Origin of the sequence: Flavobacterium sp. Arc2 (assembly GCF_041431385.1) — a bacterium.
Taxonomy (GTDB): domain Bacteria; phylum Bacteroidota; class Bacteroidia; order Flavobacteriales; family Flavobacteriaceae; genus Flavobacterium.
In genome coordinates this window covers 117,282-141,008 of record NZ_JASMRH010000003.1, presented here as the reverse complement: position 1 = coordinate 141,008, position 23,727 = coordinate 117,282, and the positions used below count along the sequence as shown (strand labels likewise).

17 protein-coding genes are annotated in these 23,727 nt (G+C 35.8%); 9 read left to right on the top strand and 8 right to left on the bottom strand.

Going from position 1 to position 23,727, the window contains the following annotated elements:
- Positions 1–70 precede the first annotated feature (70 nt).
- The 8 genes from acs to QO182_RS02940 form a co-directional block, all read right to left on the bottom strand.
- A complete protein-coding gene (acs, locus tag QO182_RS02975; protein ID WP_371559861.1) occupies positions 71–1,978 on the bottom strand; it encodes an acetate--CoA ligase in 1,908 nt (635 codons plus the stop codon).
- 16 nt (positions 1,979–1,994) lie between these two features.
- Positions 1,995–3,911: an acetate--CoA ligase gene (locus QO182_RS02970; RefSeq protein WP_371541532.1), complete on the bottom strand. Its 1,917-nt coding sequence runs from the start codon at positions 3,909–3,911 to the stop codon at positions 1,995–1,997.
- Positions 3,912–3,927: 16 nt separating this feature from the next.
- Positions 3,928–4,290, bottom strand: coding sequence for a response regulator transcription factor (locus QO182_RS02965; RefSeq protein WP_371541529.1), 363 nt, complete (start codon positions 4,288–4,290; stop codon positions 3,928–3,930).
- Entirely contained in the window at positions 4,287–7,001 is a 2,715-nt protein-coding gene (locus tag QO182_RS02960; RefSeq protein ID WP_371559858.1) for an ATP-binding protein, read from the bottom strand. The genes QO182_RS02965 and QO182_RS02960 overlap by 4 nt, the downstream gene beginning before the upstream one ends.
- 268 nt (positions 7,002–7,269) lie before the next feature.
- A complete protein-coding gene (locus QO182_RS02955; RefSeq protein WP_371541524.1) occupies positions 7,270–9,021 on the bottom strand; it encodes a sodium:solute symporter family protein in 1,752 nt (583 codons plus the stop codon).
- A gap of 28 nt (positions 9,022–9,049) precedes the next feature.
- Positions 9,050–9,310 carry a DUF4212 domain-containing protein gene (locus tag QO182_RS02950; protein WP_187009457.1) on the bottom strand — a complete coding sequence of 87 codons (261 nt, stop codon included), beginning with the start codon at positions 9,308–9,310 and terminating at the stop codon, positions 9,050–9,052.
- 27 nt (positions 9,311–9,337) lie between these two features.
- Positions 9,338–10,576 (bottom strand): hypothetical protein, encoded by a 1,239-nt coding sequence (locus tag QO182_RS02945; protein ID WP_371559856.1) that lies wholly within the window; start codon positions 10,574–10,576, stop codon positions 9,338–9,340.
- Between the two features lie 108 nt (positions 10,577–10,684).
- Positions 10,685–11,104, bottom strand: coding sequence for a helix-turn-helix domain-containing protein (locus QO182_RS02940; RefSeq protein ID WP_371541518.1), 420 nt, complete (start codon positions 11,102–11,104; stop codon positions 10,685–10,687).
- A gap of 219 nt (positions 11,105–11,323) precedes the next feature.
- Here QO182_RS02940 and QO182_RS02935 point away from each other — a divergent pair, with 219 nt between their 5' ends.
- The 9 genes from QO182_RS02935 to QO182_RS02895 all read left to right on the top strand — a co-directional run bounded on the left by QO182_RS02935 (position 11,324) and on the right by QO182_RS02895 (position 23,651).
- A complete protein-coding gene (locus tag QO182_RS02935; protein WP_371559855.1) occupies positions 11,324–13,243 on the top strand; it encodes a DUF294 nucleotidyltransferase-like domain-containing protein in 1,920 nt (639 codons plus the stop codon).
- Complete coding sequence (locus QO182_RS02930; protein WP_371559853.1) at positions 13,244–13,858, top strand: PolC-type DNA polymerase III; 615 nt, start codon at positions 13,244–13,246, stop codon at positions 13,856–13,858.
- Between the two features lie 254 nt (positions 13,859–14,112).
- Complete coding sequence (locus QO182_RS02925; protein WP_371559851.1) at positions 14,113–15,600, top strand: sodium:solute symporter; 1,488 nt, start codon at positions 14,113–14,115, stop codon at positions 15,598–15,600.
- On the top strand, positions 15,597–17,102 hold the full coding sequence (locus QO182_RS02920) for a class I adenylate-forming enzyme family protein (protein WP_371559849.1): 1,506 nt from the start codon (positions 15,597–15,599) through the stop codon (positions 17,100–17,102). Before QO182_RS02925 ends, QO182_RS02920 begins: the two co-directional genes overlap by 4 nt.
- Positions 17,103–17,167: 65 nt before the next feature.
- Positions 17,168–18,031, top strand: coding sequence for an alpha/beta fold hydrolase (locus QO182_RS02915; protein ID WP_371559848.1), 864 nt, complete (start codon positions 17,168–17,170; stop codon positions 18,029–18,031).
- An 18-nt stretch (positions 18,032–18,049) separates the two neighbouring features.
- The gene (locus tag QO182_RS02910) at positions 18,050–19,477 is read left to right on the top strand and encodes a hypothetical protein (protein ID WP_371541503.1); all 1,428 of its coding nucleotides are present in this window, start codon (positions 18,050–18,052) and stop codon (positions 19,475–19,477) included.
- A 136-nt stretch (positions 19,478–19,613) separates the two neighbouring features.
- Positions 19,614–22,082: a carboxypeptidase-like regulatory domain-containing protein gene (locus tag QO182_RS02905; protein WP_371541500.1), complete on the top strand. Its 2,469-nt coding sequence runs from the start codon at positions 19,614–19,616 to the stop codon at positions 22,080–22,082.
- 23 nt (positions 22,083–22,105) lie between these two features.
- Positions 22,106–22,888, top strand: a complete 783-nt coding sequence (locus QO182_RS02900) for an alpha/beta fold hydrolase (RefSeq protein WP_371541498.1) — start codon at positions 22,106–22,108, stop codon at positions 22,886–22,888.
- Positions 22,881–23,651, top strand: coding sequence for a 3-hydroxybutyrate dehydrogenase (locus QO182_RS02895; protein WP_371541495.1), 771 nt, complete (start codon positions 22,881–22,883; stop codon positions 23,649–23,651). Before QO182_RS02900 ends, QO182_RS02895 begins: the two co-directional genes overlap by 8 nt.
- Positions 23,652–23,727: the final 76 nt, after the last annotated feature.

Genomic DNA, 23,727 nt, shown 5'->3' with positions numbered 1-23,727 from the left:
GCATTTTTATATAAAAAGAAACTGCTCCATTTATGAAGCAGTTTCTTAACAAATTAAAGCTAATAAAAAATTAAACTTTACCGTTCTTTATTTCTTCCACAATTTCCGGATTCAATAAAGTGGACGTGTCTCCAAAATTAGAATAGTCTCCTTCAGCTATTTTTCGCAAGATTCTACGCATAATTTTTCCAGAACGAGTTTTAGGTAAACCAGATACAAATTGAATTTTGTCTAACTTGGCGATAGGCCCAATTTGGTTCGAAATTTGTTGGTTGATTTCCTTTGTTAGGTTTTCTCTGTCACGAGATTCCCCCGTTTCTTTTAGAATAACGAAGCCATATAGTGCATTTCCTTTAATGTCATGAGGGAAACCTACAATCGCTGACTCAGCAACGGCTGGATGCTCGTTGATAGCATCTTCAATAGGAGCAGTTCCTAAATTATGACCAGAAACGATAACAACATCATCTACACGACCTGTAATTCTGTAATAACCTACTTCATCACGTAAGGCACCGTCTCCAGTAAAGTATTTTCCTGGAAAGGCACTGAAATAGGTTTCTTTATATCTTTTATGATCACCCCAGATGGTTCTGGCAATCCCTGGCCATGGATATTTAATACACAAACTACCCACTACTTGATTTCCTTCTATTTCATTTCTTTTTTCATCCATTAATACGGGTTGGATTCCTGGTAATGGGAGTGTAGCATAAGTTGGTTTAGTAGGAGTCACAAAAGGAATAGGGGAGATCATAATACCTCCTGTTTCTGTTTGCCACCAAGTGTCTACTACAGGACACCTTTTATCGCCCACGTGGTCATTGTACCAGTGCCAAGCTTCTTCATTTATAGGTTCTCCTACGGAACCGATTACTTTGAGGGTATCTAATTTGTATTTCTGTACAAAATCTAAACTCTCTTTTGCTAAAGCACGAATAGCAGTTGGCGCAGTATAGAACTGTGTTACTTTGTGTTTAACAATAACTTCCCAAAAACGACTATAATCTGGATAAGAAGGAACTCCTTCAAAAATTACCGTTGTAGCGCCGTTCAATAAAGGTCCGTATAAAATATAGGAGTGCCCAGTTATCCAACCAATATCTGCAGTACACCAGAATATATCATTGTCTTCATAGTTGAATACATTTTTGAAAGTGTAGGCTGCGTAAACCATATATCCTGCTGTGGTATGTACCATTCCCTTTGGTTTCCCAGTTGAACCGGAAGTGTAAAGTATAAATAGCGGATCCTCGGCATCCATAATTTCTGCCGTATTATTGTCTGAAGCTGCATCTAAAAGGGGTTGTAACCATTGGTCACGTCCTTCTTGCATATTTACCGAGCTGTTTGTTCTTTTTACCACCAAAACGTTAGCAACACAAGGTGTGTTTACCAATGCTTCATCGATGATTCCTTTCAAATCTATCGTTTTGTTTCCGCGATATCCACCATCTGAAGTGATGACCATTTTACAATCACTGTCATTTATTCTGGTTGCCACTGCTGATGCTGAAAACCCAGCAAAAACAACGGAATGGATGGCTCCAATTCTAGCGCAAGCCAAAGTGGTAATAGCCAGTTCAGGAATCATTGGTAAATAAATACAAACGCGATCTCCTTTTTCTATTCCTTGTTCACGTAATACGTTTGCCATTTTACAAACGCGTTCGTGCAATTCAGTGTAGGAAATATGAAGGGCTTCTTCACTAGGGTCATTGGGTTCAAAAATGATTGCGGTTTTGTCTCCTTTTTTGGCAAGATGTCTGTCAATACAGTTTTTGGTGATATTCACTTTAGCATCGACAAACCATTTTATTTCGGCTTCAGCCATATTAAAGTCAACCACTTTGTCCCATTCTTGGTACCAAGTGAAGTTTTCGGAAGCAATTTTGTCCCAAAACTTTCTTGGCTCGCGGACTGATTTTTTATATTCTTTAAAGTATTCTTCTAGATTGTTAATTTTATAGCGACTCATAATCTGTGGGATATATTTAATTAGTTAGTGTGTTATTTTTATTAAAAGTACCGATTTCATATTTTTGTAAGACCTCGGTGATTTCGTCGATGATGGCTTCATCATCGATTGTCGACGGGATTTGAAACTGGTCCCCGTCTGCAATACTTCGCATGAGTTTCCGGAGAATTTTACCGGAACGTGTTTTTGGCAATCGATTTACGACAACCACATTTCTCAAAGAAGCGACAGCTCCTATTTTTTGGCGTACAATCTTGATAATTTCATGTTCTAATTGAAAATGTTCTGTATCGTCGTATAATTTAGTTACCACCAATGCCAAAGGTATTTGTCCTTTTAGGGCATCGTTAATGCCAATAACGGCACATTCTGCTACCGATGGATGCGAGGCAACTACTTCTTCCATTTCGGCTGTCGAAAGACGATGTCCCGCAACATTGATGACATCATCGACTCTTCCGGTGATGTAAATATAATCGTCTTCATCTTTATATCCTCCATCACCTGAAAAATAATAACCAGGAAATTGTTTTAAATAGCCTGACTTAAATCGTGGACTATCATTCCATAAATCAAGTAGCGTTCCAGGAGGTAGGGGTAGTTTTACCACCACATATCCTTGCTGATTTGCTTGCACTTCATTTCCTTCTTCATCAAATATTTTAATGTCGTAGCCACAAACTGCCTTACCTACAGAACCTGGTTTTATTGGTAAAGTTTCAACTCCTATCATATTTGCAATCATAGGCCATCCTGATTCAGTTTGCCACCAATGGTCAATTGCTGGAGCAGGAATGTGTTGGTTATACCATTCTAAGGTGGGAACATCACAACGTTCTCCAGCCAGAAATTGTGTTTTTAAAGAGCTTAAATCATATTTTTTTATAAAATCCCCATTTGGATCTTCTTTCTTAATGGCGCGAATAGCTGTCGGTGCCGTAAACATTGCATTTACTTTGTGTTCGTCAATAATTCTCCAAAAAGTGCTGGCATCTGGTGTTTTTATTGGTTTTCCTTCAAAAATAATAGTACTGTTTCTATTAATTAAAGGACCATAAACGATAAAGCTGTGTCCTACAACCCAACCTACATCTGAAGCCGCCCAAAAAACTTCGGCTTCTTTTATGTTGTATATTTTTTGCATCGAAAATTTTAAGGCAACTGCGCATCCGCCAGTGTCCCTTACTACTCCTTTTGGTTTCCCAGTTGTTCCAGAAGTGTACAGGATGTACAATGGATGTGTGGCGCTAACAGGTACACAGGGCGCTTCTTCTGAGCCATAAATTAATGCATCATAATCCACATCATATTTCTTAAATGGAACTCGGGCTCCTAATTTTCTATTGAATACGATTACTTTTTTTGGTCTGTGGGAAGCCAGTTCAATAGCCTCATCCACTAGTGGTTTGTAGGTGATTAGTCGGTCCACTTCTATTCCAGAGGAGGCGGTTATAATCAATCTAGGTTTGCAATCGTCTATTCTTATCGCTAATTCATGTGGGGCAAAACCACCAAAAACCACGGAATGGGTTACGCCAATTCTAGCACAAGCTAACATTGCAAAGGCTGCTTGGGGAATCATTGGCATGTAAATTATAGCGGTGTGTCCTTTTTTTAACCCTAAGGATTGCATCCCTCCAGCGAGTTTTGCTACTTCGTTTTTTACTTCAGAAAAAGTATATTTCTTTACAGTTTGGGTTACTGGGGAATCGTAGATAATTGCCACCTGATCACCGTAGCCATCCTGGATGTGCTTATCGAGGGCGAGGTAACACATATTTAGTTCACCGTCCTTATACCATAGTGGATAACCGTTCTCGTCTTCTGACAAAATGATTTCAGGTTTGTTGTACCATTCTATTGTGCCTGCTTGCTCCTTCCAGAATTTTTCAGGTTGAGTGATGCTTTTTGCGTAATATTCATTGTAATTCATAATAGTAATATCTTAATTATTGAATTAATTCTTGTACTTGTTCCACTAGTTTTTTTATCGAAAAAGGCTTTGTGACATAAAGATTAGCTCCTAATGATAGTCCTTTTTCAATGTCCTTCTCCTTGTTCTTTGCTGATAGGAAGATGACTTTGCAATGTTGTAATCGTTCGTCTTTTTTTATTTGTTCCAATGTGGCAAAACCATCAACCATGGGCATCATGACATCTAGAATGATTACCTCTGGTAATTGTTTATTCAGTATATCTAATGCTTCTTGTCCGTCCCGTGCGATGAAAACTTCAAAATTATTCTTCTTGAATGTATATTCCAGAGACATAACAATATTGGGCTCGTCATCTACAATTAAAATTTTCTTCATCTCTGTTGGTTTTCAGTTGTATTATAATTGGGTAATGTAAAAATAAATGTAGCGCCATTTCCTTCGGTACTTTCGACCCAAATACTTCCTTTATGGTGTTCTATAATTTGTTTGCAAATCGCAAGTCCTAAACCGCTTCCTATAGGTTTTTTTACATTCTGATTTCGAGATTGATAAAATTTATCAAATATGGGCTCAAACTCTTCTACCTTTATTCCTTTGCCATTATTATGAACGCGGACAGCTATGTCTTTGGTATTCTCAGTTACCGTAATCGTAATTTCTCCATCTGTTGTAGGACAAAATTTTATGGCATTTGATACTAAATTATGAACAACCTGAATGATTCTTTCCTCATCATAAAAGGCTTTTGTTTCTTCTGAAGCGGCATTAAATATAATAGTAATGTTTTTGTTATTTATTAACTGTCTTACTGAATCGATCGTATTTTTTATGGTTTTTGAAATGTTATTTTTTGACAAGTAAATTTTATGCTTCCCTGTTTCAAATTTTTCTAAATCCAGTATTTTATCAATCAGACGATTCAAACGATCAGACTCTGATATAATACTTTTTAGAAATTGTTTTCTTAATTCATTTGGAATTTCATCATCGTCATCATGCAGGATTTCAGTTGCCGCACGTATTGCAGTAATAGGCGTTCTCAGTTCATGCGTAACAGTATCCAGAAATTCATCTTTTTGAATGTCTTTATTTATCAATTCCTGATTTGCGTTTTTTAACTGATCTGTTATTTTCTTTAACTCATTTGAAGTATCGGTCAATTTTTTGTTGATAATTATGTTTTCTTTTGACTCCTCTAGAATGCGCAATACTTCAGGAAGGCTAATTTTGTCTTCTTTAATTACGCTTGAAATTAAAATTTTGGCAGAAGCCGTACCAATATGACCAGTCAATAGATTCTCTGCAAATTTTATAAATCGGGCATCGGCAGTAGTAATGTTTTTGTCGATACTGTATTTCAAGTTAAAAATGTTTAAGGCGCGTTCTGTTCTTTCCTCACCCAAGAAACGGCGCAACACTTTTTGAATATCAGAGATGTAGGCGGTTCCTTTCCATACAAATGCATTCTCATGATTTGTGATGTATTTATCAATGTCCACAAACATTTCAGCATAGTTGCGCTCTCTGTAATTTCCTTTGAAACTCACTGAAACGGCGAGGTAACTCATCGAGTTTAGCAACAAACTCCAAAAAAAGGCATGTTGGATAGGCTCTAAATAATCCAGTCCAAAAAGCTGAAAAGGTTTTAATATTTCAATTGCCCAAGGTCCTTCTTGAATGAATGTGCTAGAAGAAGACGTGATTCCTATAGCATACGGAAGCAATAAAGTGTAAAAACAAACAAGGAAACCAAGAATAATTCCTGTTACGGCCCCTTTTTTAGATCCTCTTTTCCAAAATAAAGCACCAAAAAAAGCAGGTGCTAATTGCGCAATAACTACAAATGAAACTAGACCTATTGAAACTAATGAGTAATCTAAAACAAAAAATCTATAGATAAAATAAGCTAAAATAATCAATGAGAAAATAGCAATTTTCCTAGAGTTCAATATTCGTTTGTTGTTTTTTTTCTGCGAAGAGTTCTCTAACGAACCTACAAATCCATAAGGAATTAATAAGTTGTTACTAAGCATAGTGGATAAGGAGATTGACGAAACAATAATCATGGAAATTGCAGCCGAAAACCCTCCTAGAAATACTAAAACGGTAAGAACGTTGTTGTTGAAAAATTGTGGAATTAATAGCGAATAGGTATCTGCATTTAAGCCCTGTCCTTCAAAAAGAATGTTTCCACCCCAAGCGATAGGAAAAACGAAAATATTAAAAAGTAATAAATACAGTGGAAAAAGCCATATTGCTGTTCTAATGTGTGTTTCCTTATTGTTCTCGACAATAGCAGTATGAAATTGTCTTGGTAATAGAAAAATAGCAAACATGGACAAAACACAAAGAAAAAACCAGTTGATACCTTCTGTTAATCCTCCAATAGTATTTTTTTTGTCAAAATTATCAAGTAATGCTGCTTTAGCATAGATGTCATCAAAGCCATCAAACACAAAGTAGGTAACATAAATACCTATGATTAAAAAGAAGACTAATTTTAAGATAGACTCCATCGCAACAGCGGTAACGATTCCGTGTCTTTTTTCGGAAGCATCTACATATTTTGTCCCGTAATAGGACGCAAATAATGCGAGTGCGATGCAAACGTAAGTGGTGGTATCACTAAAAATATTAGAACTCGACTGTGTATTAGTTACAATATTAAAAGTGTCTGAAATGGATTTTAGTTGTAAAGCAATGTACGGTAAAATACCAAAAATACATACTAAGGTTACTAGTGCACCCAGAAATCTACTATTTCCATAACGCAAAGAAATAAAATCAGCAATACTGGATATTTTGTTTACTCTTGAGATGCGTACAATTCTTTTAAGGATAATCATCCAAGTTGGAATGATGATAATTGGACCTAAATAAATAGGCAGGTAGCTTAGACCTGATTGTGCAGCCACTCCAATACTTCCATAATAAGTCCAAGCCGTGCAATATACAGCTAAGGAAAATGAGTAGATATACGGATTAGTAGTCCATTTAGAATTACTCCTTTTTTCTGCCCAATGCGCTATGTAAAAGAGGATAGATACATAGAGCCCTAAAATCAATATAAGACCAATACTACTCATAATATTTTTTTATGATTATGTATGAGATCGCTATAGAGAACAACCATGCTGAAAAGATATACACGTAGATAATTGGAAAACCAAAGAGAGACTTTGAATTGTCAAATAATAGCAATAGCGGAATATTCAGTGCTAATACTAAAAGCATTGAGAGGATAACCAACTTTTGTTCGTGTCTTTTTTTCATGGTGTTAAATAATACAATCTCTACAAACAAATGTAGAGATTGTATAGTTTAAAAATATTTTTATAACCTATTTAATAATTTCTAGTGTGTTGCTTCTCCAGCACCAGAAGGAATTCTAATATGCTCTACGATATCCTGAACATCTTGTGGAGGTTCTGGTGTGAAACTTTTGACAGCAAATGCTACGGCAAAGTTTACAATCATTGCTATGGTTCCAAAACCCTCAGGAGAAATTCCGAACCACCAGCTTTCTTTTAAGCCAGCAACAGCATCTTTTCCACCATCAAAAAGTCCAAATTTGAATTTCAACATGTAGAAAAGCATCAATAATAATCCGATAACCATACCTGATATAGCACCTTCTTTATTCATTTTTTTGTCAAAAATACCAAGGATAATTGCAGGGAAAAGAGAGGCAGCGGCTAGTCCAAAAGCGAGCGCCACAACTGCGGCCACAAAGCCTGGAGGATTGATACCAAAATAACCTGCAATAATTACAGCAACAGCTGCGGCTCCACGAGCAGCCCAAAGTTCTCCTTTTTCAGAAATATTAGGGTTGATCATTTTTTTGATAATATCATGAGACACAGAAGCTGAAATTACTAGTAATAAACCAGCAGCAGTAGATAAGGCAGCAGCTAATGCTCCAGCAGCAACTAATGCAATAACCCAGTTAGGCAAGTTGGCAATTTCTGGATTAGCAAGAACCATGATATCTTTATCGATAATCAGCTCACTACCTTTATTTCCTTTTGCTTCTTCCGCTGCTAAAAATGCAGCGTCTTTAGAGTTGTCATTGTAATATTGAATTTTTCCGTCTCCGTTTTTATCTTCAAATGTCAATAGACCTGTTTTCTCCCATTTAGTAAACCAAGCTGGCATTGAAGTATAGTCTTTTCCGTTAACAGTTTCGATTAAGTTTGTTTTTGCAAAAACAGCAATTGCTGGTGCAGTAGTATATAATATGGCAATTAAGATCAAAGCATATCCCGCAGATTTTCTTGCATCTTTTACTCTTTTAACGGTAAAGAAACGTACAATTACGTGAGGTAATCCTGCCGTACCCACCATTAAGGCTAATGTGATTGCAAAAACATCGATCATTGATTTTGTACCATCGGTATAAACTGCAAACCCAAGATCTGTAGAAAGACCGTTTAATTTGTCAATTAAATAAGTGTCAGTTCCTGTGATTGTTGCTCCCATTCCTAATTGTGGAACTGGGTTTCCTGTCATTTGTATCGAAATAAAGATAGCTGGAACCATGAAGGCAAATATTAAAACACAATATTGTGCTACTTGGGTATAAGTGATTCCTTTCATTCCTCCCAGCGTGGCGTAGAACAAAACAATTACCATTCCTATGATAACGCCAGTATTAATATCAACTTCTAAAAATTTAGAGAATACGAGACCCACACCACGCATTTGTCCAGCTACGTAAGTAAATGAAACAACTAGCGCACAAACGACAGCAACGGTTCTAGCACTATTAGAATAGTAACGCTCTCCAATGAAATCCGGCACAGTAAATTTCCCGAATTTTCTCAGATAAGGTGCAAGTAGAAGTGCTAGTAATACATATCCACCAGTCCAACCCATTAAATAGACGGCACCGTCATATCCATCAAAGGAGATGATTCCGGCCATAGATATAAAGGAAGCAGCACTCATCCAGTCAGCGGCCGTAGCCATACCATTTGCTAATGGTGAAATTTCTCCACCAGCAACATAAAATTCTTTAGTCGATGTCGCACGAGACCAAATTGCAATCCCGATATAGAGCGTAAATGTTATTCCAACGAGTATATAGGTCCAAGTTTGTAAATCCATGATGTTTTATTTTTTTATAGTTTTTAAATTATTCGTCGTAACCGTATTTTTTGTCTAGCTTGTTCATTAGTCGAACATAGACAAATATCAGTATGACAAATACATAAATAGAACCTTGTTGTGCAAACCAAAAACCAAGTGGGAAGCCACCTAACTTAATGGAGTCTAATGCAGTTTTGAAAAGGATTCCTGCTCCGTAGGAAACAGCAAACCAAATGCTTAATAATATCAGAAGGTATCTTAGGTTTTCCTTCCAATACGCAGTTGCGTTGTCTTGTTTATCGCTCATGATAGTTGTGATTAAAAAGTTAATAGATTATAGGTAAATCATTGCTTGCAGCGTAAGTGTATTTACTGCTTTGTTTGTAGCATATTTTAAGGTTTGGTATTCTAAAGTCAGTTTAGAATTGTGACCGCTAAAAAATGCATTTGCTCCAATGCCAAATTGAGAAGCATTATCGTTTATGGCATCTATTTGTCTTTCATCGTAAGATACATACGGCTGAAAACGAGTTTTTGATTTTCCAGGAAGAACATAACCCAGATGGGCATGAACCATTGATCCAGTTTCATAAGTTGTTCCTAGTCTATAATCTTTTCCGTAATCGGTGTTTTGATATAAGGCATAAGCAGTAAGAGCGGCGCCTTTTGTCCCTACTGGCACATCGTAAAAAGCATCTAGTCCAAAAATTGTAACGTTTTCTCCGCTCAAATTTCCAGCGGCATCAGCTATAACGGAACCATTAGGGTGTGAGAAGAAACCAGCTCCAATATTGAAGACCTTTTTTGTTCCTAAGTAAGTACCTACTTTATAAGGTAAAAAGTTGCTTTCAGAATCTAAAAAGCCATATTCAAAATAACCAGCGTATGTTCTTCCTGCTTCTTTTGAGCCTAGTAATCTAGCGCCAGTGTAAGTTGCTGCGCCATTGTTTACAGGTACTGTAGAGGCTTGTAAATTATTTGTAGATGCACCGTTTATGGCAACGCGATATTGAAATTTACCAAAAGCACCTTTTGCGAATGCTCCAATATGTCTGGCAAATTGATCAGATAAACCAAGAGTTGCCCATGCTTGTCTTTGGTTATCCAGTGTCATTAGGTTTAATGTGCTTTGATTATTTAAACGAGAGATTCCGTTCCAGTAATGTAATCCTCCTCCAACTGCATTGTCCTTTCCAAGACTGTATTGCACATAAGCATCATGCATGAATAGTTGGGAACCATCCCCTTTTCCTGTTGGACTCATTGTATCTACGTTTAGGCTGTTAAGTCCAAAATGAGTTACAATTAAAAAGTCTTTATTAATTTGCGCGTAAATCAATACACGTGCCCTTCTTACGCTGAAGTCCAGATCAGCTTGTTCATTGCCGTTACCGTCAAGTGGACGGTCAGAATTGTATTGTCCCCAAATTTGGGCCCATGACAATACTCTAAGGTACTTTGAGCCATCCTCATTAAGATTAAATTTCATTCCGGCTCCATAATCAGGAGAGCCTTGTGAAAAGCCTTTTAAAGATAAAAGCAGGACTGCTGCGATCAAATAAACTTTTTTCATAATAAACTTTTAGTTTGGTTAGGAGAAATGGTTAGTTTCTAGAGTACCAAAGTCTAATTTTTTGTTAAGAAAAAAAAGTAAGCTATATATAGATGTAAACAACTATAGTTAATCTTTAAAACGTTCCCATTTTATAAGCATGAACTTATCCCCGAGCTCGGTTATTATCATACCTGCTCCTGATAGTAAATCTTTGTTTTTGATGTATTCGACTAGTTCTAAGTGATTAAAAATCTTATAAGTAGGGTGGTAGTTAGCGTGAGATGGTTTTTTTATATTAAAAGACTTTACCCAGTTACTAACAGTTACATGCGATACCCCAATAATACGCTCAATCTCGCGATAACTCAATCCTTCGAGATATAGTTGGAGTGCCTTGGTGACATAGTAATCGTCTATCTTTTTTCCGATTTTGTTAACAGTAAAAAAATAATTACATTTTTTACATAAATACCTTTGTTTGTTGTTGATTACGCCACTTTTTATGATGTGGTTTCCTTGGCATTTTGGGCAGGCTAAAATCTCCATGTATATAAAATTTGCATAAATATAGTAAATTAGCAATTATGTTTAAAAGAATAATGTAAATAAAATGCTTTTAATTTATAGATAACTTATTTTTAGTGTTGATTTGTTAGGGTTTTGGCACTTTTAAGCGCGATTTACCTTTATTTTTTTTACAGTTTAATTAGCCTTTAGTCAGAACCTTGTCTATTTTGTGTAATTTTAGATATCAATAATAAGTTTATGAAAAACTCAATAGCAGAGCGAATAGCCGATTTTTTAAAAAAACACCCTCCTTTTTTAAGTCTTAGCATGCCTGATTTGATTGTGATTTCTAAAGAATCGCAGGTGGTTTATTTGGAAAAGAATCAGGTGCTTTTTAATGTGAATGACCAACCGCATTCCTTTTTTTATATTGTTAAAGACGGAGCAGTGGGTTTGTCGATTTCTTATGACGAAAAAGAAATTCTTATCGATAAATGTGATGAAGGTGATATTTTGGGACTCCGACCTTTTTTTGCCAAGGATAATTATCTGATGGACGCCATGGCTCGAGAAGAAAGTTTGCTCTACGCGATTCCTATTGCTGTTTTTAAAAAGTATGTTTTTCAAAATCCAGAGGTATCTGAGTTTTTATTAGAGAGTTTTGCTTCTAATACACGAAATCCCTACGACAAAGAAAATAAGGGAAAATTGATTTCAGAAAATATAATCTATAATGAACAAGATGCTGTAATTCAGTATTTCAAACCTATTTCGCATACTGAAAATCCTATTACAGCTAACGGAAAAGAAACCGTAAAGGCCATAGCTGAAATTATGGTAAAGTATAAAATAGGCAGTGTTGTTATTGAAGAGAATCGATTGCCAATAGGTATTATTACCGACAAAGATTTACGTTCTAAAATTGCTACGGGAATGTTTTCTATAAATGATAGTGCAGACCAAATTATGTCGGCACCCGTAATTACTGTAGCGGTAAATCGATCTGTTGCTGAAGTCCAGTTGTTGATGATGCAGCACAATATTGGGCATCTATGTGTAACGTCAGATGGTACGCCAGCGTCAGAAATCATAGGAATTATTTCTGAACATGATGTTTTTACTGCTCAGGCGAATAATCCAGGAGTACTTATAAAACAAACAAAACGGGCAAACACAGCAGAAGAGCTTAAAGGGATTAGAGAAAACCTAACGCAATTAATTCAGAATGCTTTGGATGAAAATATTCCTATTGGTCATATTTGCCAGATTACAGGGGAGATTAATTCAGCTATTACAAAAAGAGCAATTGAGTTGTCTGTTTTAAAAATGAAGCAACAGCCTCCTGTTCAATTTGCATGGTTGAATATAGGGAGTCAGGGAAGAAAAGAGCAATTGTTATTGACAGATCAAGACAATGCTTTGGTTTTTGAAGATGTAGCTGCAGAAAAACACGATGAGGTTAAGAAATATTTTATTCAATTAGCGGAAAATGTGACCAATATATTAAATGTTGTTGGCTACGAATTTTGTCCTGCAGAAATGATGGCGAGTAATCCATTATGGTGCAAGTCTGTAACTGAATGGAAGGATCAATATGCTACCTGGATCAATAGTCCGGGAGAGAAAGGGATTTTAATGTGCTCCATATTTTTTGATTATGACTTTGTTTATGGCAATAAAGAGTTGGTTGATTCAATCACGGAGGCTATTTTTAAAAATGTAGCTAACAATCAGATTTTCTTTGCATACTTGGGAGGTGATGCTATGAAAAACCCGCCTCCACTTGGTTTTTTCAGGCAGTTCTTAGTAGAGAAAGATGGCGAACATAAAGATAGTTTTGATGTTAAAGGCCGTGGCTTAATGCCTTTAATTGATGCTGCCAGATTGTTGTGCTTGGATCAAAAAATCACAGGAACAAATAATACTCTCGTACGATTTAAAGAATTGGCAGCTTTAGAACCTCAAAATGCTGCGATTTACGAGGCTTGTTCTGATGCATTCTCTGTTTTGCTAAAATTTAGAAGTGAAGAAGGTTTTGCAAATAATTCCGGTGGAAGATACCTGGATTTAAATAAATTGTCAAAACTGGATAGGCTAAAACTTAAAAATGCTTTTCAGCCGATTCATGATGTACAGGAAATTCTCAAAACCCGATTTCAACTCACTTATTTTACGTAAATGAAGCTATTCGATTGGTTTAAAAAAGATACGAAAGTCTATCCTGAATTTTGGAAAAGCTATTTGTCCTGTTTTGACTCTAAAGTAAAAAACGATTTAGAGCGGCGGCTTGTGGCTTTTGATACAGAAACTACAGGCTTGAATTATAGAACAGACGTTGTTTTGTCTATTGGTGCTGTTGGTATTTATGAAAACACCATTAGCGTAAACGATTATTTAGAACTGTTTTTGACGCAAGATATTTTTAAGAAAGAAACAGTGCCTATTCATGGGATTTTAAAGGAGGGTAAGGAAGTAAAAATTGCAGAGACCGAAGCAATAATGGAATTTCTCGCTTTTATAAAGGATGCGGTACTTGTGGGTCATCATGTGAGTTTTGATGTTAAAATGATAAATGAAGCATTAAAACGGATGGGGCTGGGTAAACTCAAAAATAGAAGTATCGATACTGATTTGATGTATCAAAAATTTAAAGGACTGCAGGAAGATCAGCATACTGGTTTGGATGAATTATGTGGCATTTTTAAAATTCAAACAAGTGATCGACACACAGCGATTGGCGATGCATATATAACAGCATTGATTTTTTTACGACTTAAAAACAAATGGAAGTAGTAATCATCTTTGTTAAGGTTCAATCATAAGTGTGATAGCGGGCATATTCAAAAATTTAGGACGTTTAGAATGGACTTGAAACATGATGATTTTCAATATAATTTTAAGTCACACTGTTCTTTAATGATCGTTTTTATTGACGTTTTACATTAAAATTAGTTTTTAATTGTAATAGTCACACTTGGATATTAATACACTGGTATAGAACTGTAGTCATTAATTGTCTTTTTTTGTTATAGATAAATTTCGAAAATATGAAGGATTCCCAAAATTGGACGCTGTATATCAGTATAATATTAGTCTTATATGCTCTAGTTATTTTGTTCTTTGTTGTCAGAGGCGCTTTAAAAGCAAAAAGTATTTCTGATTATGCGGTGGGTAATATGGGCTTCCCTTCGTGGGTCGTTGGTTTGTCATTAGCTGCTTCGATGACAAGTGCGGCTACTTTTGTAATTAATCCAGGGTTTATTGCGTTGTACGGGGTTTCCGGATTCATTTCATTTGGAATTGTAATGCCAATAGCGGCAATTATTTCTCTCATCGTTTTTACCAAAGGCTTTGCAAAATACGGTAGTAAGGTAAAAGCAACTACGATGGCACAATGGATGGGGAACCGTTATAATAGTAATTCATACAAGTTTTTCTTCGGTGTTATTGCTTTGTTATTGATTACTTTTATTGTTCTAATTAATGTTGGTTTAACACAGGTAATTTCTAAATCACTACAAGCAGATCCCTTTTATGTCTTAATGGGAATTACGATTTTTGTTTTCGGCTATATGATGTTTGGAGGAGCTAATTCTATGGTTTACACCAATACTATCCAAGCGATAATAATGCTCATAGTGGCTATTATGATGCTTTACTCCGGAAGAGAGTTTTTTGAAAATGGCATTTCAGGTTTTATAGATCAGCTAAACGCGATTGACCCTAAATTGACACAAACAACAAATGAAAGCAGTTTTTTGTTTAGGGATTATTTCGAAATTATTTTTGCACAAATCGTGATTGGGGTAGCCATTGTTTGTCAGCCTCATATTATTACTAAGTCCTTGATGCTAAAAGATCCTTCTAAAGTAAATTTATACTTGCTTAGCAGTATATTTTTTATGTCGATTTATTTTTTGGTTGTGTTTGTGGGGCTATACGCGCGACTAACTTTTCCTGATTTAACTGTTGATGGCAAGCCTCTAAAAATGGATGAAATAATTCCTACTTATGTGGTTACTAAATTCTCTGTAGCTGCAGGAGTATTGGTAGTTGTTGGGCTTATTTCTGCTGGCTTATCTACTTTAGAGAGTTTGATTCAGTCATTATCCATTACAATTACAACAGATATTATTGGAACAGTAGCTCCAAAATCGAAAGAAAAATCATTTTTAATCAATAAGGTGGTAATTGTGTTGCTAGCCGTTGTTAGTTTTATTTTAAGTTGGGAACAAATTCAACATCCAGCATTAAGTGTCGCTATTTTTGCTCAAAATGGAGTTTATGCTTATTTTGCTGCAGCTTTTGTTCCAGTTTTGTTTGGTACATTTTTTAAAGAAGTGCCTATAAAAGTGGTTTTTACCGCTAGTGTAGTGGCTTTAGTGTCCCATTTTGGAATTTATTATTTACGTATCACACCTTATATGCAAGAGACTGTAAATAATCCTGGAGTATCAGCAGCGATTGCAATTTTGACTTCCTTATGTACTGGATTGATTTTTTATAAATTAAGTAATAAAACTGCCAACATATGAATACCTTAGACTGGATTGCGAAATGGGCTGATTATACGCCTGATAAGATAGCTGTGACATCATATGATGATCAGGAGAGTTACACTTATGCGGCTATTTATAACTATGCTAACCATGTAGTAAACCATCTAATTAGTATAAATATTCAGGAAGGAGATCGAATTGCTGTTTTAGCAGAGCACGGCCCTTTTTATCTCGTGCTTTTTTCGGCATGCCAAAGGTTAGGCGCAATACTGACTCCTTTGAATTATCGGCTTTCAGAGGCTGAAATCAAAGGTTTAATAGCCGACTGTCGTCCCTCTTTATTGATTTACAGTAAAGCCCAGGAGGCAAAAGTTAATTTTGGGGCATTAAATATTCCTTTTTATGATGTTTCGGAATTGACGGTTATTTTCAAAAGAGAAGAGCAATCCGCTTTCGTAATTAAAAAAGAAATAAAAGAGAGTAACCCGCTATTTCTTTTTTATACTTCAGGAACAACTGGAATGCCAAAAGGTGTTTTGTATACCAATAAAATGTTGTTTTGGAACAGTTTGAATACCTCAATGCAATTGGGAATCACTTTCAAGGATTCTACTATTAATGCGCTACCGCCTTATCATACTTCAGGGTGGAATATTTTTATTACTCCTTTATTGCACAAAGGGGCACACATTGGGATGGTAGAAAAATTTGATGCTGAACGCGTTTTATATCTTTTGGAAGAGAATAAAACAACTTTGTTTATGGCTTTGCCAACAATGTTGACGATGATGCAAAAAACTGCTATGTTTCAAAAAGCAAAATTAGCTGATTTGCGTTATATCATTTCGGGAGGAGAAATGGTTAGTTTTGAATTGGTTTCACATTGGAAAACAGAAAAAAATATTGATATTAGACCTGGTTACGGCTTAACGGAAGCTGGACCAAGCATCACTTCTCTCCATCATGAAATGGCGTTATTAAAACCAAATTCTATTGGTAAACCTAACTTTTATCTTTCAATTAAAATCATAGATGAAAATGGAAAAAGGCTCAAAGAAAATGAAATTGGCGAGTTATGTATTCAGGGAGATATTATAACTCCTGGTTATTGGAACAACTCAGTAGCTACAAGGGATAAAATTAAAGACGGCTGGTTACATACGGGCGATTTAGTGTGCAGCGATTCTGAAGGATATTTGTACCTAAAAGGGAGAAAAGATGATATGTATATTTCCGGTGGAGAAAATATCTATCCGCAAGAGATTGAGTTTTGCATAGAAAAATTAATAGGTATCAAAGAAGCTCTGGTTTTACCTGTAAAAGATCAAAAATGGGGGTCATGTAGTATTGCTTTTGTGACACGTAATGATGCGTTACTTACGAGTGAAAAGGTCCATGATTTTCTCAGCGCTAATTTAGCAGATTACAAACACCCGAAATACATTTTTATCTTAGATGAAATTCCGCTGACGAGTTTAGGTAAAGTCTCGCGTAAAAAACTATATGAATATTTTAACTCATTAATTCCAAAATCATGATCAAAATGTATTTGTTTTTAAGTCTTGTCATCAGTACTGTTTCTTTTTCTCAAAAAGCTGAAACCATGAAAAATATCACCTCAGATTATACGTTTGCCACTCATTATACCAGTATTGATAATTTGGAAATTGCCTACATTAAGGAAGGTAAAGGAAAGCAAACGATAGTTTTTATTCACGGTTTGAGTAGTAATGCTGATGCCTGGTCTCGCAATATTGAAAACTTGAAAGATAAATATACCTGCGTAGCATTAGACTTACCGGGTTTTGGTAAATCATCGAAAGTTGCACCAGCTTATACGCCCACTTATTATGCTGATATTGTGGTGAAATTAATAGATAAACTGAAATTGAAAAATGTTATTGTGGCAGGGCATTCTATGGGTGGACAGGCGGCTATTAAATTAGCTTTAAAGCATCCTGAAAAACTAAAAAAACTTATTCTAATTGCTCCGGCAGGAATAGAAGAATTCAATGCGCAACAGGCTCTTTTGATGAAAAATGCTGTAACTGCTGATATGGTGTCTAAAACTACAGACGAGCAGATTGACCGTAATTATCAACTCAATTTTTTTAAGTTGCCTGAAGAAGCGCAAACGATGATTTCTGATCGAAAAAGAATTAAGCAAGCCGCTGATTTTCCGGAATATTGTGATGCAATTGTAAAAAGTATTGCAGGGATGTTAGACGAGCCTACTCATGCAGAACTGAATTTGATTGCAGTGAAAACATTAGTGGTTTTTGGAGAAAACGATAATCTGATTCCGAATAGGTACTTAAATCCAAATTTGACAACAAATTTAATAGGCGGTATCGCACAGGAAAAGATCAAAAACAGTACCTTACACTTTGTTTCCGAAAGTGGGCATTTTGTTCAGTTTGAAAAACCTACCGAAGTAAATCGTATAATTACAACTTGGTTAGAGTAAAAGTCATAAGGTTATTTAATGAAGATTAAACTAAAAAAATTTACTGAGCTCAGCAAAAAAATCCTGCCGCATGAAGCGCAATACCTCGCTTTGATTCATAATTTTCAGGATGAGGAAAAACAGCAAATTTTTAATCAAGTTGTCAAAAATGCACTTTCGCAGAGCGTTTTTATTTCTTTCGACGAAAATATCGATAAGAGAAAGTACAATTATATTAAAAACTGGATGGAAAAAAAGCTAACTTTCATCGATGTCGACCTGACTACCGAATGGATTATGCTTTATAAAAAGAAAATTCTAACTGACACAATTTCGTCATTAGAAGAAGACCACTTTCTTCAATACATTCAAAACTACAAACAACTCGACTACAACTTCCAGAACCTTTATGAATTAGCCCGAGAATACAGAGCTTATGTTTTGATCCGGATGAGGTACAATGATCATCAAATTATCGCAGATTTTCTGGAGCTATTTTCGCCCCATTTTACAAAAGCAAAAACAATTCAGGATAAACTCTATCAGGCAACCACTGAAATTACTAACCAATATACGCTCAAGAATAGCGAAACTAAATATTGGGAAAAATGGTTGTATAAAGTTTTTAGTACCACAACAATTGATGGTAGGAATAGGTATCAGGCTTTTGTTTTATTGGCTTTTATGTTTACAAATTACAACGACAATCAGAAATTGAAACTGCTTTTTGATCAAATTGATGTCTTTTTCAGTAGAGGCGAAATGTATTCACGCAGGTTGTTATCAAATTATTATGCTAATAGAGTTTTGCTGCACAGTAAAGAAAATGAACTGATAAAAGCAGAGTATTTCGGATTTCTTTCTATTCGTCAGGATAATGATGATACCTTGATGTATGTGAATAACTTAGTCGCTATTTTGATAAAAAACAATAAGCCCAAAAAAGCATTAGAGCTTTTGGAGAATTTCAAATCGCTTTCAGAGTTGACACACAATTACCATCAAAAAATCAGTTACACTTCCTATCACATTCGATTATTGACTGAATTCGGCCAACTTTTACAAGCTGAAAATATTGCGCGTCTTTTTCTAAGGAAAAACGAAGAAGCAATTCTAAAACACCGCTGGCATCTTTTCTTTACGTCTTATTTTAATGTGTTGATTACAAAAGAAAAATACGATGCCGTTTTGCAAATTTTTCAAAAATACAAACTCCAGGAACTTGAAAATGATCGCAGGAAAAGAGATAATTATGTGCCTACGATTACATGGAGCGTTTCCTTGTCCAATTATATGGAGGGAAAAATCAATTCAGCTCGATTATTGGAAGAAATTAAAGAGCCTTTGAAGGGAATGATTATTTCTGAAAGCCAAAGGAATCTAATGATTCAAGTGATAAATCGATTGTCAAAAAATCTTCCCGAAGCTTTTTCAAAATTAAAGTCACACCTGAAAAATTCCAAGTAAATTAAGGAGGTCTAATGTAGTCTCTGTGTGTTTTGGGCTTTTTTATTATTATAGTCATACCAAAAAATCGTCAAATGTAGGAAAGCTCTCTTTGATTTCGTTTTAGATTGCACCTACTAATCAAATACTTAATCCAATGAAAAAACATCTTTACCTTTTTCTTGTCCTGTTTGCTCAGCTCATCTGTGCTCAGGATAATGGCTCGTTAAATGGAACAATTACTGATATATACGGTATGCCGCTTTCAGGAACGACGATTCAGATAGTCAGTCTTAAAATAGGGACTGTAACAGATATAAATGGAAAGTTTGCTATTGATAAAGTTCCTGCGGGAAGTTATAAAGTAGCTGTGTCATTTGTAGGTTTTGAGGGTTTTACTCAATCAGTAACAATTCAAGCTGGTAGGGCCACGCAACTGAACCTGAAAATGGAAGAATCTTATGGGCAATTAGACGAGGTTGTCGTTTCAGCCGGCAAGAAGCCACAAAAACTGACCGAGGTTCCGGCCACGGTAAATGTTATAAAAACTAAAGAAATTGAGCAGTTTTCAAGCTTCAACTTAGGGGAATTAGCATCAAGACAAAAAGGAGTTGATTTTGTTCGAACAGGAGTTTTGGGAACAGGAATCAATATTAGGGGATTTAACTCCGCATTCAACTCTAAAAACCTTCAGATAACAGACGACCGTTTGTCTTCTTTAGTAGCAACGGGATTGCCTTTAGGATCTATGGAAACCGTGACTAAGGATGATGTGGAAAGAGTCGAAATTTTATTGGGACCAAACGGAACCCTATACGGCCCAAATGCGCACAATGGTTTAGTGAATACTATTACTAAAAATCCATTCAAATACCAGGGTACTACTTTTGCAATTGGTGCGGGAAGCCAAGATGTATTAACGGCAAGAGTGCGTCATGCACAGGCGGTTTCTGATAAATTTGCTTATAAATTCCATTTTGAAAGATCACAAGGAACGGAGTTCAACTACACGGATTCTGTTTATGTGGGTACAAAAGCATATAAAGAGTTAGAATTAGACCGCAAGTTTGATACTCAAAAATATGGAGCTGGATTATTTTATAAACTAACTCCTAATTCAGAATTAAGTAGTTATTATGGACATAGTAACAATAATAACTTAGGAGTAACGAGTGCTGGTAGAAATCAAATTAAAGATTGGTCTATTGATGTAGCGCAATTGAAATATGTTTCGCCACGTCTATTTTTGAATACGTATTACAGCTGGAGTAAAACGGATAAAACCTACGCTATTAACCAAAGAACGCAAAATTATGTTTCTTTTATCAACAATGGTTTTTCAGAGGAAGAGGCCTTAAGAAGATCTTATGCTGAACAATGGTTTCCAATAGGATCAGGAGGAGTGCCCTTGCAAAGAGGAGCATTATTCAAAGACGCTTCAAAAAGATACAATGCTGAAGGGCAGTATAATAACAACTGGAGTAATTTCTACTTAACTGCTGGGGCTCAGTATCAGTACGATATGGCCGATTCTAAAGGGACTTACTTATTAGACCAGGATGGAGTAATCAAGATAGCTCAAACTGGTGTGTATTCCCAATTTGAATACAAAGCGCCAGAATCAGGATGGGCATTCTTAGCCGCTATGCGTGTAGATAACCATGATTTTTATGGATCCAATTTTCTTCCTAAAGCTGCAATTACAAAATCGTTTGAAACGGGTACTTTTCGTCTAACCTATGGGAAAGGAATGGCAGTACCTTCTATTCTGAATTTGAAAGGAAATTTATTTGGTGGTTTGGTATTAGGGAATGGAGAAGGTTTTACCCTATCGGATGGAACTAAAATAGCAAAATTAGAAGTGGAAACAATCAATTCGTATGAAGTAGGATACAAAGGAAAGCTTTCGAAACAACTTTTTATTGATGTAAATGCTTATTATAACCAATCTGATAAATTCATTAGTCCATTAGTTAACATCGCTACAAACGGAAGAACGGTAACTTATGTTGGAGATAAACCAATTGGAGAGGTAGTTCCTGGTTCTAATGGAGCTTATATACTTACTTATTCTAATTTTGGAGCAGTAGATACTTATGGTTTTGACCTTGGATTAAATTACTATTTTGATGATGCTTTTAGAACTACAATCAACTATTCCTATTTTGGAAGAGATTTAGATACTAATGATCTAGGTAATGACGGGAATCAAGATGGAAAAGTACTTGAAACGGATTTGCCAATCAATACGCCAACGCACAAATTCAGTGTGGGGCTACACTACAACAAAGGTAAATTCTATGGTGCTATCTATGGACGATACGTTCAAAAGTATGACTTCTTCTCAGGAATTAATATTGCTGCTAAAACACAGGATTTAAACGGTGACGGAACTAATGATGTAGTAGAAAATGCAAGAAACGGAAGAACATGGAACTACGGGCAATTAGGTGGTTTTACAGTTGATGCAAACGTGGGTTATTATGCAACAGATCGCTTGTCGTTTGGGGCTAGTTTTACGAATCTTTTCAACGCAAAAGTGAGAGAGTTTGTCGCTTCGCCAGTAATCAGCACCTTATTTAATGTTGAGATGAAGTATACGATAGACTTTTTTGCTAAAAAATAAGTAGTTAACTAAAAACAATTGGAATGCCAAAAACAATGGTTAACTCAATAGAAATCAATTATGAAGATGTTGGTCGTGGGGAAACTCTAGTGCTGCTTCATGGTTTGGGTTCAACAATAAAAGACTGGGATTTTCAAATCCCAGTCTTATCTGAAAAATTTAGATTAATTATTCCTGATTTTAGAGGTCATGGAAAATCAGGGATTAATAACGATGATTTTGGAGTTGAATTCTTAACAGAAGATATCTTTCAGTTGCTGCAAAAATTAGAGATTGAAAAAGCTTCTTTTGTCGGCTTTTCCATGGGAGGAGCTGTTTCTTTTCAAATGGCTGTATCGCATCCGGAAATAGTTGACAAACTAATAATTGTCAACAGTGGACCTGATTTTGACAATATGGGAAAAATGGGGACGGAACTATTAGAAAGTAGAACTGCGTTTCTAAAAATGAAAGGACTTCAAGAGCTCGCCAAAGAAATTTCAAAAAACATGTTTCCTGAGCCACAACAACAGAAGCTTCGACAGGAATTTGAAGAACGTTGCGGTAAAAATAATCCAGAAGTATATTACAAAACATTTGTGACATTGATGGAATGGGGGCTAGGAGACAAACTAGAAACTATTCCCCATAAAACACTAGTAGTTGGATCTGATATGGACTATATGCCTGTGTCTTATAAAGAAGAGTATGCTTCCAGAATGCAAAATGCAACTGTAGCTATTGTTTCTAATTCACGACATGGAGTTGTAATGGATCAACACGAAGCTTTTAACAAGATCATTTTAAACTTTTTAGAAAATGAGTAAATCAGTTCTTATTACAGGAAGTACCAGCGGAATCGGATTGGGGATAGCTAAAGTTTTTGCAAAAAACGGCTACCAAATAATGTTTCATGGACTGGAAGCAAATGGTGCTGAAATTGCATCAAACATTGGAGAAAAATATAAAGTAAAAACGGGGTATTCAAATGCTAATTTGTTGGAGTCAGCTGCAGTTGCTCAGCTTGTTGAAGACACAGTGTCGCAATTGGGCTCGATTGATGTTTTGATTAATAATGCCGGGATTCAGTATGTGTCTCCAATCGAGGACTTCCCAAATGAAATGTATGAAAAGATAATAGCGATTAATATGAATGCTGTGTTTTATGCTGGTAAAGCAGCATGGAAATACATGAAAGAACAAAAGTTTGGTCGCATAATCAATATCTCTTCTGTTCATGGAATTAGGGCTTCTGAGTTCAAGTCGGCTTATGTGACTGCAAAACATGGTGTTGTGGGGATGACAAAAGTAATGGCATTAGAAGGAGCACCATATAATATAACGTCTAATGCAATCTGCCCTGGATATGTAAGAACACCTTTGGTAGAAAACCAAATTAAGGATCAGGCCAAAGCACATAATCTTTCAGAGGATGAGGTGGTAGAGAAGATTATGCTAAAAAAGCAGGCTGTAAAAGAATTTATTCCTATTGAGGCTATTGCTGAAATGGCACTTCTTTTGGCTGGCGAACACGCAACGACAATAACAGGGTCGACTTTTACTTTAGACGGAGGTTGGAGCGCTCAATAATATTTTGGTTTGGTTTTTTAAATTAGTTTCGTTTGGATTAAATCTGTCAGAAGTAATTTTGACAGATTTTTTTTTA